The sequence below is a fragment of the Pontibacter sp. H249 genome (assembly GCF_037892465.1).
In the GTDB taxonomy this organism is placed as follows: domain Bacteria; phylum Bacteroidota; class Bacteroidia; order Cytophagales; family Hymenobacteraceae; genus Pontibacter.
The window spans coordinates 1-14,470 of sequence record NZ_JBBKTR010000023.1 but is presented as its reverse complement, the minus strand read 5'-3'; the positions used below and the strand labels follow the sequence as shown (position 1 = coordinate 14,470).

The 14,470-nt window shown below is 44.6% G+C and carries 9 protein-coding genes; 3 read left to right on the top strand and 6 right to left on the bottom strand.

The features are described from left to right. Positions 1–160: 160 nt before the first annotated feature. The 6 genes from WG943_RS20215 to WG943_RS20190 form a co-directional block, all read right to left on the bottom strand. A complete protein-coding gene (locus WG943_RS20215; protein WP_340411758.1) occupies positions 161–1,123 on the bottom strand; it encodes a PorP/SprF family type IX secretion system membrane protein in 963 nt (320 codons plus the stop codon). 3 nt (positions 1,124–1,126) lie between these two features. Beyond that, on the bottom strand, positions 1,127–4,807 hold the full coding sequence (locus tag WG943_RS20210; RefSeq protein WP_340411757.1) for an Ig-like domain-containing protein: 3,681 nt from the start codon (positions 4,805–4,807) through the stop codon (positions 1,127–1,129). A gap of 359 nt (positions 4,808–5,166) precedes the next feature. Further along, positions 5,167–8,013, bottom strand: a complete 2,847-nt coding sequence (locus tag WG943_RS20205; RefSeq protein ID WP_340411756.1) for an endonuclease — start codon at positions 8,011–8,013, stop codon at positions 5,167–5,169. A 144-nt stretch (positions 8,014–8,157) separates the two neighbouring features. After that, positions 8,158–8,574 carry a hypothetical protein gene (locus tag WG943_RS20200; RefSeq protein ID WP_340411755.1) on the bottom strand — a complete coding sequence of 139 codons (417 nt, stop codon included), beginning with the start codon at positions 8,572–8,574 and terminating at the stop codon, positions 8,158–8,160. A gap of 57 nt (positions 8,575–8,631) precedes the next feature. After that, on the bottom strand, positions 8,632–9,051 hold the full coding sequence (locus tag WG943_RS20195) for an STAS/SEC14 domain-containing protein (RefSeq protein WP_340411754.1): 420 nt from the start codon (positions 9,049–9,051) through the stop codon (positions 8,632–8,634). 360 nt (positions 9,052–9,411) lie between these two features. Next, positions 9,412–9,831, bottom strand: coding sequence for a hypothetical protein (locus WG943_RS20190; RefSeq protein WP_340411753.1), 420 nt, complete (start codon positions 9,829–9,831; stop codon positions 9,412–9,414). Positions 9,832–10,294: 463 nt separating this feature from the next. Here WG943_RS20190 and WG943_RS20185 point away from each other — a divergent pair, with 463 nt between their 5' ends. The 3 genes from WG943_RS20185 (at position 10,295) to WG943_RS20175 (ending at position 14,388) form a co-directional block, all read left to right on the top strand. Continuing rightward, positions 10,295–12,901, top strand: a complete 2,607-nt coding sequence (locus WG943_RS20185; protein WP_340411751.1) for a thiol protease/hemagglutinin PrtT — start codon at positions 10,295–10,297, stop codon at positions 12,899–12,901. Between the two features lie 44 nt (positions 12,902–12,945). Then, positions 12,946–13,413 (top strand): hypothetical protein, encoded by a 468-nt coding sequence (locus WG943_RS20180; RefSeq protein ID WP_340411750.1) that lies wholly within the window; start codon positions 12,946–12,948, stop codon positions 13,411–13,413. A 258-nt stretch (positions 13,414–13,671) separates the two neighbouring features. After that, a complete protein-coding gene (locus WG943_RS20175; protein ID WP_340411749.1) occupies positions 13,672–14,388 on the top strand; it encodes a hypothetical protein in 717 nt (238 codons plus the stop codon). Positions 14,389–14,470 lie beyond the last annotated feature (82 nt).

Here is a 14,470-nt window from a genome sequence, read left to right as displayed (position 1 = left end):
TAAATGAGTTCCAAATTGTTTACAGCAAATTAATGATTTGAAAATAATGCGGTAAAGTGCGGCATGCATACAATAAGATAGGAATATTATGTATCTATAAATAAGATACACTTGCGGCAGAGAAAGAACAAATACAAATAAAAATTATACTATATACACATTACCATATCCACTGCGGGCAGATGATCTTGCGATTGTTAAGTAGTTTAAAGCCAACAACCACTTCATGAGTACCTGCACTTACACGATTTAAGTTTGACAATGTAGCGTCGTAAGAATAGGAGATATCTAACAGAGGGCTTATGTAAACGCCTACCATACCTACAAGGGCGTCCTCATGACGGTAAGAAGCCCCTACCCAGAACTGCCTGTTGTACATCACCCTTACGTTTGCATCTATTGCCGCAGGGCTTGGGGCTGCCATTTTAACCATAACAGATGGAATTATATCCAGGCTTTCGGTAGGAGAGAAGCGGTAAGCACCTGTAATGAAGTAGTGCCGTTGCAAATCTAAAGTGGGGTTTCGGCTACCTTCCGCCTGAAAGCTGCCTACATCCTCCAGCAACTGGGCACCTGCCACACCAACAGAAAAAGACTCAGAGTACAGCCACAGGCCCAGGTTAAGGTCCAGCACATTGTTGTTAAAGTCGCCTCCGCCCACTAAAGGGTCGTTTGGGTTTGTAAACTCTAGATCACTGGTATTTACACTGTTACGAATTATACCCACGGCTGCACCCGCCGAAACATTAATACTACGAGTAAGTGGAAGGTGATAGGCATAAGAGCCTGTTATACCTGTTCTGCGCAATGGGCCGGTTTTATCTGTATGAAAGGCCACCCCCACACCATGATGCGCCAAGGCTCTGTGGTACTTGGTACTGGCTGCACCTTTGTTTAGCGGCGTGTGTGCCGTTACATAAGAAGTAACAGGAGCACCATCTAACCCTACCCACTGCCTACGGTGGCTCACCCGTATGTCAGCGTAATCCTCTATTCCGGTTATGGCGGGGTTTAGCAGGTAATTGTTAACCATGTATTGGCTATACTGCGGCCGTTGCTGTGCCTTAGCCTGTAATGTGCAAGCTAAAAGTATAAAAAGTATGGGAAGCAGGTATCTGTTCATCTCTTAACGGATAATGGTAACGTTCCCCGATATCGGTTTCTCTGACCTATCGAGGTAAATCATGTAATAGTAGGTAGCTACAGGCAGATCTTCGCCATTATAGGTGCCGTCCCAAGGCGTGCCATAGCCGTTAGAGGTAAAAATAAGATTACCCCAGCGGTTAAATACCTCTACCCTGGCATTCGGGTAGTTCTCGATATTGCCGATCTCCCATACTTCATTCACCCCGTCGCGGTTAGGTGTAAAGGCGTTTGGTACAGAGATGGCCGGAATCACTTCCACGGTTACTTCATCAGTAGCAACGCAGCCTTCGGCAGTCGTAACGGTTACAGTATAAGTTGTCGTTTCATCAGGGCTAGCTACCGGATTGCTTACATTCGGGTTGCTCAACCCCTCGGCTGGCTCCCACAGGTATGTTGCGCCACCAGATGCACGTAGCTCTGTAGTTCTACCCTGAATAATAGTAACATCTTCGCCGGCATTGGCCTGTGGTGTTACTACCGTAACTGTAGCCGTAGTGCGGGTAGTGCTGGCGCAACCACTTGCACTTACTGCCTGCACAAAGTATACTACCGATTGTGTAAGGTTTGGTGTCTGGAATGTTGGGCCGATGAAGATCGGAGAACCTCCTGTTGCCACATCAAACCACTCGTAAGTTTGCCCGTTCGGATTTACTACTGTTAGGGTGGCAGAGCCACCTACGCAGGCAGTTGCATCCCTTACTTCAAGTGTAGGTGCCGCGGGCACAGGTATAATATTGATAGCTACCACATCAGACGTATCTGTACATCCAGCTGATGAGGCAAGCCTTCTGAACCACGTATTCTGATTCAGGCTAGCCGGTGTATAGTTTTGTCCGGCATTGTCACCGGCTGCGTTTACAAAGCCTTCTGCAGGACTTATGGTGCTGCTCTGCCACAGGTAAGTATAACCGCCAGAGCCGCCAGAAGGCTGGCTGCCTGTTAGCTGCTGCGGCTGCGTACCGGCACATACTGTTTGGTTGGCAGAAATACTGTTATTTGTAACACCTGGGTTAACTGTTATCTGAATGGCTGGACTTGTGTCGCTGCCGCAGGCCGCTGAACTTACCACTCTTCGGAACCACGTGGTGCGGATAATGTTACCAGGCGTGTAACTCTGACTAGTGTTATTGCCTGCTGCCGGTGTAAAGCCTGCCGTTGCACTTGTAGTGCTGCTCTCCCATAGGTAAGTATAAGTACCTGAGCCACCGGTTGGGGCTGTACCTGTTAGCGGAGCAGGCGCAGTGCCACGGCACACCTCCTGGTTTGCTGATATAGTATTGTTATCCAACTCCGGATACACTGTTATTTTCACGGCCTCAGATACTGAAGTACAACCTCCTGAGGTGATAGTGCGTCGGAACCAGGTATCTTCGGTTAAAGCACCTGGCGTATAATTTTCACCGTTGTTAGCTCCTGTAGCCGGCGCAAAGCCTGTTGTAGCACTTTGGGTACTAACTTCCCACAAGAAAGTATAAGGTGCCCCCGCCCCACCTGTCGGTCTTGAGCCTATCAAAGGAGCAGGTGTCTCGCCAGCGCATATCTCCTGCGGCGCACTTACAGTATTTGCACTGGCAGGGATAGGATCAACAGCCACTACCTCTACCACATTGCTGATGCTCTGAGAACAACTCCCGGAGAATACCAACCTCCTAAACCAGGTGGTGGTGGTAATAGGTTGCGTAGGCGTATAGTTTGGCGTGTTGTTTATACCCGGTGCATCTGCAAATCCTGTAGTGGCGTTGGCGGTGCTAATCTGCCAGGTGTAAGTATAGGGTGTGCTGGTATCACCTCCGGTTGGTGTGCTGCCTGTTAATACAGGCGGTGTTTCTCCTCTACAGGTACTCAGTACCGGATCGCCTTCTATGGTATTGTTCGCTACAGCCGGCACAACCCTAATGGCTACAGGTGTACGAGGCCCGATACAGATAACAGAGTTTGCCGTGTCTAGGGCTGCTACATAATAGGTAATATCAGCTGTTAGCGTTGGCGTTGTAAAGGTAAGACCAGTTGTTATTGGTGCCGCATTCGGGTCATCAGAATCAAACCAAGCGTAGGTTGGCCCCGGGCTTGTTGGTGTAAGTGTGATAATATCGCCCTCACAGGCAGCTGCTGGTGGCCTGATGGATGGCGCTGCTGGTTGTTGAAGTATAATTACTTCCTGCACAGGCGCACTCTGCCCACCCATACTTGCATAGATGTCATCGGAGCTGCCGCACTCATTTACGGCCTCTACGGCCACAGTATACCTGCCGGGTTGGGTAAAAGTATACTCAAAGTCGAAGGTATCAGAATTGAAAGTACGGGTAACGCTTGTAGGCCCGGTAATCGTAATTGTTACTGTTATGTTCTCGCCAAGGTTCTTATCAATAAATAACCCTCCGGAGCCTCCGCCTCCGCCACCTGCCCCCCGACTGCTATAGTCTATGGTGGTAGGGCCGCACTCGGTAACGCTAGCGGGTATCTGCACCTGTGGCCAGCCTACTACTACCGATTGTGATGTGGTATCGCTACCGCATCCGTTCTCCACAACCAGTTCAATATTATACACTCCAGATACATTAAATCTGAATACCGGATCCGGAGAGGTTAACGTACCAGACTCCAGCTCGAAACCCTGATTTGGTTGTATAGCCCATTTATAGGATAAGTTTCCTCCTGAGGAGCTGTCTGTTGGAGTAACCAGCACAGGTACACAGGGGGGTATTTGATCCTGCTCTACCCGTTCCTTTTGATCTATTGTGAATTTAGCTTTGGGCTCTTTGCTTACTACAAACTCACGCTCAAAAATTACTTCGCAACCATTGCCGGCCACTGCCCTTATGGTAATCGGATAATTTCCTATCTCATTATAAGCTGTTGGGTTAGAAATCGGAAAGTTACCTGGGGTATATTGTTGCTCGTCTCCATTGCCCCAGTTCACAAAGTATGTCCTGATATCGCTTAGGTATGGCTCAATGGTTGCATTGTTAATTTTGGCAAAAACTTCAATGTCTTCATCCGCTATTGTATCTGGCAAGCATACTTGAAAGTCTTCTTCTTCCGTGAAGTCTACCTCCGGCTCATTTCTTACAGTTATGGTTTGTCTTACAGTGTCGGACTCACAGCCTGTTGGGTTAGTAGCTATAACCCTTGCGATAAAGTTTTTAGTGCCTACTCCTTTAGACTCGTACGTATGAGGCACCTCAGGGCCGCGAGCCGTTGCTCCATCTCCAAAGATCCAAGTATAAATAACGTCAGGTTGTGGTGCATTGATAGAGAAAGTTAACGGTGTGCCAGCACACTGCTGCCCTGTTGGACTAACCAGAAAGTTTGGCGGCGGCGGCAACTCGTTTACGGCTATTACTGTTGCCGATGATGTGTTGGTTTGGCAATCGCCTCCTGATACACGAACCTGATAGCTGCCTGCTTCGCCTACTTCTATAAAATCTCCCACCTGCCCAGGCAACACATTACCATCCTGTAGCCACTCGTAGGTAAGGCCGGCTCTGGTGTTAGCCCTGAGGATGGTGGTTTCTCCGCGGCATAAAACGGTTCTGCCCTCTACTGTAATAGTTGCGCTACAAAGTGGGCCGCCTCCCTGTGCATTAACGTTTACACGCTGGAGCAGAATCAGGCACAGGAACAGAAATATAGTGTATAGATGCTTCAGATGAAGATGCATTAAAGTGTTATTAAGGGTGAACCCAAGCTTCAGCAGCTCAGTCTCTACATTACGATAACTCTATATATTCAGATTCAAGATTAATCATGTATTGGGCAGAATGCCCGGACACAACTAATAACAGGTGTTGCGGGGAGGGTGCACCCACTGGAAGAGAAACAGAGGCAGGTACACAATCACCCATTACCTCTATTGTTAAATCCTTTAAAAGGTTACACTGTGGCTTGATTTTTTACCAGCCGTATACATAAAACGGATTAGCAGCTACCAAATTGTATACGTGCATACATACAGGGCCTTACAAAAAGCAAAGGCCCTGCAACCGAAGCTGCAGGGCCTTTACAACATACATAGTTAATCTATTTTGTGATAATTAGTCTTTGTACGGCTAGTACCCCATTTGCTTTAATGTACACGAAGTATACACCTGCCGGCAAGTGGGATATGTTTATCTCTTGCAAGCCAGTAAAGTCGCCTACTTGTTTGCTAAGTACTGTTTTACCTATCGTGTTTACAAAGACTACCTGAGCCTGCAGAACCGGTTGCTGCGCTTGAACCACCACTTGATCTGATGCCGGGTTTGGGAAAAGTATAAATCCAGCCTTTGCAGTAGCATCTGCCAAAGCCGTTGGCTGAATAGCCACCTGGTGTGCTTCTGAAAGCTCTGAGAAACAGCCTTGCTCATTCTTTACACGCACCTTGTACAATCCTGATTCAGTTACATTAACTTGCTGGCCATTCTCCTGGTTAATAAGTTGGTCGCCTTTATACCACTCGTAGCTGCTGCCTGTTATACTTGCAGTAAGCAATGTGCCGTCCTGCGCTATAACTGGTTTAGCTGGCAAATCACTTATTGTAACGGTCACTTCGTCTTCGTAAGAGCAGGTGCCGTTAGTTGCTGCAACCTTATAAGTATAAACTCCAGGAATAGTTAACGTAACTGTAGGGTTAGAAGCTGCTGCATCAGAAAGACCTGTGGCAGGAGACCAAGTATAAGTGTAATCTGTTGCCGCACTTGCGCCTAGCATGGTTACAGAACCGGAACAAATAGCTTTGTCCTCACCGGCTATACTTTCCAGCGGGTTTTCATCGCAATCAGTAGACTGTACAGCTGCATAAAGCGCTACATCTTCAACGTTCCAGTATTCTTTGGTACCACTTGTTTTGATAACTAATTTGGCTTTCACACTTTCTGTACCGTCAGGAATGGTTACCTGAAGCTTAGAAGGCGCCTTGTCAATTGGCAGTGTTCCTGTCTCTGTGAAGATTCTTTCTAAAGGGGCAGAAGCAGAAGTTGAGATAGTGGCAGTACCGTCCATACCATAACGCACATTGTCATGATCTGTGGTACCTGTAATCCGAATTACCGGCACAGTTGCATATTCTGCTCCATTCAGAGCCAGATATACTTCAAAAAAGTCGCCAGCCTCTATTCCGTTTCCAGTCGTGGTTGAGATAACTGAATTGTAAAGCTCAAAATACACATCCTTTTTGCCTTTCACGTTTACCTCTGCAAACTCTACTGTTCCACTTCCTCCAACCTGCAAACTTGCACCATTTTTAATGCGCTGCCCATCTGGCAAACCTGTATTTACAATAGAACTGCTAAAACCTGAAGTCACCACCCAACCATCGTTAGCGGTCCCATTAAAGTTTTGCATAACAAGCACATTACCGTTACCAGGCTGAGGTGTAGTAGTGGCCGCCGTTGATGTTATTGCATAGGCAGGAGCACCTGCTACAGCGTACATCTGGCCATTAGAGCAACTCTCAAAAACCTGAGCATAGTATGTAGTGCCAGCCTCTAAACCTGTTATTGCAACCTCACTGGCAGTACCATTGTAAACCAGCTTGCTACCATCTGCCAAAGCGCCAGCCAAAGTATAGTCAGGGTTGGAGCTTGTGTAGCTGTTACCATTAACAGGTTCAAAAGTTACTGGTGAGCCTTTACGCAACACCACTATTCTGCCATCTCCTGAGCCGTTCGTCCAGTTTAACGTGAAGCCTGTTTGCGTAATATCTCCAGCTGATAAAGACGAGGCTACGGCAGGCGTGCCATGGCAAGTATAGTCAGGAGTAGTGGCTGCAATGGCTGGTGCGTTTGCTTGGTTATATTCTTCCGAAGAAGCACAATATTCGAACACTTGCACATAGTATGTTTTGTTAGCCTCCAGGCCTGTTACTGTTACACCAGCACCTCCTGCACTGTGCACCAGCCGGTGCCCTTGCCCTTGATCTGCTGCTAAAGTATAGTTAGCATTAACTCCGGTATAAGTTCCGGCAGGAGTAAAAGCTACAGCTGCGCCTTCTCTGATAACTACCAGCCTGCTGTTGCCGTTACCGCTTGCCCAGCCAAGTGTTAGCGTAGTAGGAGCAAGGTTAGAGACACTCAAGTTTGAGGCCTGAACTGTTGCTTCGCAAGGTGCTGGAGTAAGACCCCAAGCTGTAGCCACAAGCTCCGGGTAGTCAATGTAGGGGTTTCGGTTACCTTGTACAGCTTCTGCACGGCGGTTACGCTCCCGCTCACGTTCATCAACAGGGTCTTGCTGGTGCCATTGGTAAAGAGTTTTAATATCTCCAACTCTGGTTATGCTTCCTGCCTGCGTAGGATACATCGTGTAAAAGTAGAAGATTGCCCTGGCAGTGTTTCCCTTATGGTCCTCGCGAGGTTCGAAAGTATTGGAGTAAGACTCGCTGTAGGCATCAATATTTGACTTCGGAATGGTTGCGGAAGTATAGTAGCCTTTGCTATCGCCAACATGCCAGGTAGAGGTACGTGTATCGTCTATATCTGAAAATGGGTAATTGCTACGAACCCCGTTTGGTGTTTCATGTGTCGGGAAAAGGTGGTGGATATCGGACACCATTGGGCTGGCTTTGCCAAAGAAAGATTGTGGTACTGTATGTTCACAGTTAATCTTATTCATTGTGGTACTGCCTCCCGTAGGATTGTAAGGCTTTTGTACCTGGTAGCCTGTATAAATGCAGGTTACAGTTCCATTGTCATTGTCTACATATGAGTACATATAGCCTCTAACTCCCTGGTCGCCGCTGTAACTTAAGGCTTTGTGCTTGCCATCGTACCAGTTAACTCTGAGCCATGCCTTTAGCTCTTCTCCAGACAAGCCAGAGGGTGGCGCTGTTTGAGCACCGGCATACTGCACAAACAGGAGCAGTACTAGCGCAATGCGTAAAAATTTATTCATGAAAAGGTTGGATTGGTTGATTTTGCGGCAAAGCTAATCAATCAATCTAACCTTTTTGAATATATGGCTTGTTATATTATTGTTACTGAAGTGGCTGCTGCTTACGTGAGCATATCATCACTGCTGTTATAGTTTTGAATTAGCTTAAGCTTCCATGCCTTTAAGCCAATTCATCGCATCGGCTCTAATTGTAAAGTTCCCAAACTTAATAGGTAGGTTAAGTTCTTGTTTTACCTCTTCAGATACATTGGCCGCTCTTTTTTCCTGAACAGGCCTAGTACTGCCTACTCTGGCCAGCCTTTGTAGCCTTGTGCGCATCAAGTCTGTGCCAAATTGCAAAATCACAGCTTTATACTCCTCATCCTCCACTTCTACTATGGCTTTACTTGAGTCTAGAAGCAGGTTCTTAATGTCATAGTTAATGATATTCTCAATAACTATCTGAAAAGAACGGCGCACCTCGGGCAGTGTCATCTCCTGCATGTCTGGCAGCTCAACACTTAAAATATCATCAGCAGGATTGTAATCCAGCAAGATTAATCCATTACTAAAAAGTATCATTTACGCAGAGCAGCTACAACGCTTTCGAATATTTACTATCAATCGGAGGGTTTGTTCTTAAACCAAGGTCTGCAGAACACAGTGTCTTAACCATTTTTCAGCCTCAGCTTTATTATCAAAAACTCTTGCTTCAAAGGCCCTAAGGTCTTTATGAAATTTTGCTGCAGATGAGTCTCCAAAGGTTTCTGGAGTAGTAATCATTGCGAAGTGTTTCAGACCGGCTGCAGCGGCTTTGGGAGCCCATTCATTAACAACCCAATCCAGAGAATGGTCCCAGGTGCCTAATATTAGCCTAGTGTCGTTTAGCACGCAGTTTAGTTTGGCTTCCTGCATGGCCTTTACATATGCCACTGCACCTGCTTTTATATTATCAGCAGTTAAATGCCCCATCCAGTTTACGTGCACCCATTTATTTTGAGTGTCTACATCAATGGTCAAAAACACTCTTCCAAAAGCGTTCTTAAGCTCTTGTCTCATAGTAATTCAGTAAGTCGATTCGGCTTGATAAATTAAATACGTCAACAGCAGTAAACTTTGTTTGGTTTTTTAAATTAGCCACTTTTAATGGCTATTTATTGAAGTTACTGCAACAAATATATAATTATACATTCAAATTTATAACCGACTCCATTTTTTTTGCTTTTGCTTATTAAACAGACCAGAGGATCATTATAAAACAACAAGGCCTTGCAAGTATAAACTTACAAGGCCTTGTTTATCTGAGGTAGACCAAAACCTCCAAATATCGAACATCTATGATGATTTAGCGGCCATCGCCGATTTTTATCACTCTCAATAAATAACGAATTATTGTCAAAAAAAGAGCAACAGCAAGATTCAAAGATTTAGTTCATCTACAAATTCATCAAAATTCTCTCTTATCAATTTGTAATTCTCAAGAACGTAAATGAAAAACTCGTTCTGAGTCCGTTTAGATTGAGATCGATTTAAAGTGAAATACCCGTAAAAATTCCCGTCTTCATCTACGATTACTGGCGGGGCCGAAGCGTATTCATTCCAAGGGCAATACTTGCTATACTCATTTCCATATGTCCCATAGTCGTTCCAAATAGATTTACTGTTGTATTCATTTCCATAGCTGCTGTATTCGTTCCAAACAGATTCAGAACTATATTCCGAGCAGTTTAAACAGCCTAAATATTCTTTGTGGTTATCACCGCCAAACAGCATTAGTTTTTGTCCATAGGAGGCACCCGAAATAATCAATAGAAGCAAAATCAGTTGAATCTTCTTCATTCTGTTCTTAATGTAAGGAAGAAATATAAATTTTATTATTGTCTTTGATTGATAGCCGCAACTGGAAATATGATAGCAAATATAGTATATATGAAGCTGGTAATGCCAAACGGAATTTTAATTTTAAAAGGCAACATAAGTAATGCCTTTATAGCTAAGAACTAACAAGAAGCGAAAAAGCAGACAATCCTTTTAGTAAATATCTGATCATAGATAATCCAAAAACCAGCGTGGCATAATAACCAAGCTTTTGATAAACACAACGCGTTACCAGCTCATTATCAGCAGGTACAAAGAATAAAAAAGCGTTACAACATAGATCACAGAGATAATCAATCATCGAAATACAACAAAGAGCACAGACAATACTATAGCAGATTTACTTGGATGAATATGCTTTTGGCAATATATATAACTTTATATATATTATATTGCAGCTTTATTCACTCCTAAAGTTTATCTGATGAAACAAACTTTACTCGTACTACTCACATTTTTAATCTCATTTAGCTCCTGGGCAGAACCGATCGACGAACAGACTGCGAAGGCGGTGGGCCAACAGTTCTTTAGCTCCATCAAAGGCGGAGATAACCTTCGAACTGGCTTAAATCTTAAACTGGCGTACAAGGCCACTTCAAAAGCCAGCAATCCTAATGGCCGTATCCAGCAAAACGTATTCTACTACGCCTTCAATGTTAATGAGGCAGACGGCTTTATTCTAATATCCGGTGACGACAAGGTAGCACCCGTTTTGGGTTACTCTGACCAAAATGGATTTGATCCTAAAGGCCTGCCACAAAACGTCCGCAAATGGCTAGAGGGATACAAGAAAGAAATTCAGTACCTCATAGAAAATAATATTCAGGCTACAGACGAGGTAAAGAACGAGTGGGCTCGGCTAAGTGGTCAGGCTAGTGTAAACTCCACCGCAAGAGTTGCAAGCGTGAACCCCTTAATGACAACGAAATGGAATCAAAACCCCTTCTACAACGATTTAGCTCCTTATGATGCTGATTCCCAACAAAAGACAGTTACCGGCTGTGTCGCTACCGCCATGGCACAGATCATGAAGTACTGGAACTACCCGGCAACTGGCTCCGGGTTTCACTCTTACAAGCATCCCAAATACGGCACTTTGGCTGCTAACTTCAGTAGCACAGCATATGACTGGGCCAGTATGCCAGATCAGGTCAACAGTTCAAATCTTGCGGTAGCAACACTCATGTACCAGATCGGCGTCAGCGTAGACATGAACTATGATATTGCAGCCAACGGAGGAAGTGGAGCTTATGTAGTTTCAGCAGCGAGCCCTGTTGATCATAATTCAGAACATGCGCTAAAGACCTATTTTGGCTACAAATCGACACTGAGAGGCGTACAGCGAAAGCACTACACCAACACTACATGGGTTAATCTGTTAAAATCAGAGCTTGATGCTCGTAGACCTATCCTTTTCGCAGGCTTTGGCAATGGAGGAGGCCATGCGTTTGTTTGCGACGGATATGATGCTAATCAGCTCTTTCACTTCAACTGGGGATGGGGCGGCGCCTATGACGGCTACTACAGAATTGATGCGCTAAACCCTGATGGGGTTGGAACGGGCGGCGGAAGCGGTGGATACAATAGTGGCCAACAGGCAGTTATTGGTATCGAACCGCCTACTGCGGCACAAAGCTACGGACTCAAGTTAAACAATACCTTAACGGCATCCGCAAACAGTATTGCGTATGGTCAGCCTTTTTCCGTTACTACGAACATCCTAAACAGCGGCACCAGTGCATTTACCGGAGACTATGCTGCAGCCATTTTCGATGAATCCAGCAATTTCGTTGATTTTGTTGAGGTAAAAACCGGGGCTTCGCTCTCAGCCGGTTACACCTACTCCAACAACCTGACCTTTTCCTACGCTGGATCGCTAGGGCTATTGCCAGGAGACTACAAGGTGCACTTATTTTACAGACCAACTGGAGGCCAGTGGAAGTTGGTCGCTAACAACGCGTCCTATACCAATAATCTTCAACTAAGAATTGTTAACGCTAACAACATTGAGTTGTATGCAGATCTTAGGCTCATAAATAACTCTAACTTGACTCAAGGACAGGGTATAACGGTCTCTTTCGACATAGCCAATAGAGGAAGCTCTTCCTTTACCGGAACAGTAAGTCTAGATCTGTACAATCTTGATGGGTCACATGCGTTCACCATACAAGAGGCGGCGAATCTGAGTATTTGCTCAAACTGTCATTTCCAGAACGGTCTTACCTTTACAAATCCTAACTTAACTGTTACCCCTGGCACTTATTTGCTGGCCGCCACACATATGCCAAACGGTGGATCGTGGCAGCTCATAGGCTCAACCAGCTACCAAAATCCTATCAAGGTGACAGTAATGGCAGCGCCTCTACAGGCTGATATGTATGAGTCTAACGATGCGGTAGGCCAAGCTTATAAATTACCGCTAAGTTTCTCTGGTGCTGCTGCGCAGGTTAGCACCCAAAGTTCAAACAGCCACATTGGCACTGATTTGGACTACTACAAATTAGAGCTACCCGCAGGTTATACATACACAATAAACCCTAGCCTGCAGGACGCCTATAGCTCGACTGGAACCGCTTACTCTTTGGATGCCCTCTTCTCTTATTCCTTGGATGGCGTCTCTTGGTCCGATGCTTATGATGATGCACTACCAAACAGCATCAGCGTGGAAGGCGGAAGAACTATTTATCTAGGCGTTGCCCCTTATTTCTCAGGAGAGACCGGAACATACTTACTGAATGTAGAAGTGACACGGTCAAGCGCCTTAGCACTTGGAGAATCATCTGCCGGTGAAGCAATAGTTGTTTATCCAAACCCTGTAAAGGACCGCATCATTGTGGATCTGTCTACTTTTGAAGGTCAACTTGAGAAGGCAAAGCTAGTAAGCATGCAGGGCAAAGTGGTGCTTATTAAAAATATGCTCGACTCTGGGCGTAGCGAACTAAGCGTTGGCTCTGTGCCAGAGGGGCTTTACATCTTGCAACTCTACACTAACAAGGGTATCATCACAAGAAAAATAATCATAGCCAGATGAAAGTAAGCTTAATTTTTTCACTCTTGTTTTTAGTAGGCTGCAAAATGAGCAACTCAGGAAACAGTACAGACACAGGCGGCAACACAATGTTCACACCTAGTTTTACACCGGGCCCTCCAGCGCTGGTGTACAAGACAAAGGCTGACTACCAGAATCTAGTGCCGGTTGTGCTTTCTGACGATAAGACCAGTATCGTATCATACCCGCACCCTAGCGATATTAGAGCCATGGGAGTGAAGCAGGCCAAGCCAGCTATTTTGAACAGCGGCTATTTACTAGACAATAAGGGTATTCAAAAGAATGTAGCCTTCCTGAACATAACGTATGAAGAGTACGCCAAGCTAGACACAGCACCTTCATTGGAGAACATGTATGACATGATCGTAGACAAGGACCCTTTGACTGAGTTATGCGATTGCGGGAATAAGCAGGCACTTTCAGACCCGCGCTCACAGCTTAACCACCTAATTGATGAAGGCACTTTAAGAGACAAATGTAGAGTGATCAAGTGATTTAATAACTGCTTCCTTTTCTATTAAAAATAGCGCGGGTTTAAGGAGTTGTAACTTTAAACCCGCGCTATTCTTGATTTAACTAGTGCAACTCCTAACCACACTCCATACTGCAGCCTAGCAAGACAAAATTATCGAACCAAAAAAGCCACTCCAATTAATATGAAGTGGCTTTTTTACTGAGGTAGACCAAAAGGGTCAAATATCGAATTGTATCTTTGATGATTTAGTGGCCATTGCTGACTTCTTATCAATAAAATGATTGAAAAAGCCTTTTCATATTCAAGACATTTATTTTCAAAATATTATTATATTCAAATCTTTAAATGTTCATGTATTAATGCAATCAAAATGAGTAATGTATATAGTTATTTGATAAGGAATAAGTCATTTATTATAATATCTCTTTTAGCTTTATGGCTCGTTATTTCTTCTATTATTATTCTAAATCAAAATCAAAAAATTGAGAAGAGTAATGAAGAAATTTATACTTATGCTAATCAGGTGCAAATGTTAGAAGGGAAAGTGTATGATTTAGAAAACTTTACAATGAAGTTAGAAACTGAAAAAAGTAGACTAACCAATCAGTTGACCGAGTATGAAAAAATCTTACGGCGCGGTATAACTACTTATTCATATAGTTCTTCCACAAACTCGAAGAGGCAACAGGGAATGAATGGAGGAGTGAGTATAAGTGATGCTGATGTTTACACTTCAAAAGGCAGCGCAACTGTTGTATATAGAAGAAGTGGATGTGATTATATGATACTTGAGAATACGAGTGGCTTTATTGTAGCAGAATGGATGGGAGGCAACCACCCTAACCAAGGGGATAGAATTGGTGGTAGTCTTAACACATATGGCACAAAAGAATTTTACAACACCTCACGTGGTTCAAAAACAAGGCTTTGGATCGATGACTATATGTTGTCAAGGGATAGAGCTTTGGAAAAAATAAATGATAAGTGCAATTAGAGCCTTACAAAAAAGCTAGAGGGAGTGTAATTTAAACTGTGTCATTTCTTGTTTCAATTTACTGGCCCTTTCGCTGTCCTGG

Excerpts from the sequence above, each read along its gene's own strand:
- WG943_RS20200 (WP_340411755.1), bottom strand. The coding sequence starts at position 8,574 with ATGATACTTTTTAGTAATGGATTAATCTTGCTGGATTACAATCCTGCT.
- WG943_RS20205 (WP_340411756.1), bottom strand. The coding sequence starts at position 8,013 with ATGAATAAATTTTTACGCATTGCGCTAGTACTGCTCCTGTTTGTGCAG.
- WG943_RS20210 (WP_340411757.1), bottom strand. The coding sequence starts at position 4,807 with ATGCATCTTCATCTGAAGCATCTATACACTATATTTCTGTTCCTGTGC.
- WG943_RS20185 (WP_340411751.1), top strand. The coding sequence starts at position 10,295 with ATGAAACAAACTTTACTCGTACTACTCACATTTTTAATCTCATTTAGC.
- WG943_RS20180 (WP_340411750.1), top strand. The coding sequence starts at position 12,946 with ATGAGCAACTCAGGAAACAGTACAGACACAGGCGGCAACACAATGTTC.
- WG943_RS20175 (WP_340411749.1), top strand. The coding sequence starts at position 13,672 with ATGATTGAAAAAGCCTTTTCATATTCAAGACATTTATTTTCAAAATAT.
- WG943_RS20215 (WP_340411758.1), bottom strand. The coding sequence starts at position 1,123 with ATGAACAGATACCTGCTTCCCATACTTTTTATACTTTTAGCTTGCACA.
- WG943_RS20190 (WP_340411753.1), bottom strand. The coding sequence starts at position 9,831 with ATGAAGAAGATTCAACTGATTTTGCTTCTATTGATTATTTCGGGTGCC.
- WG943_RS20195 (WP_340411754.1), bottom strand. The coding sequence starts at position 9,051 with ATGAGACAAGAGCTTAAGAACGCTTTTGGAAGAGTGTTTTTGACCATT.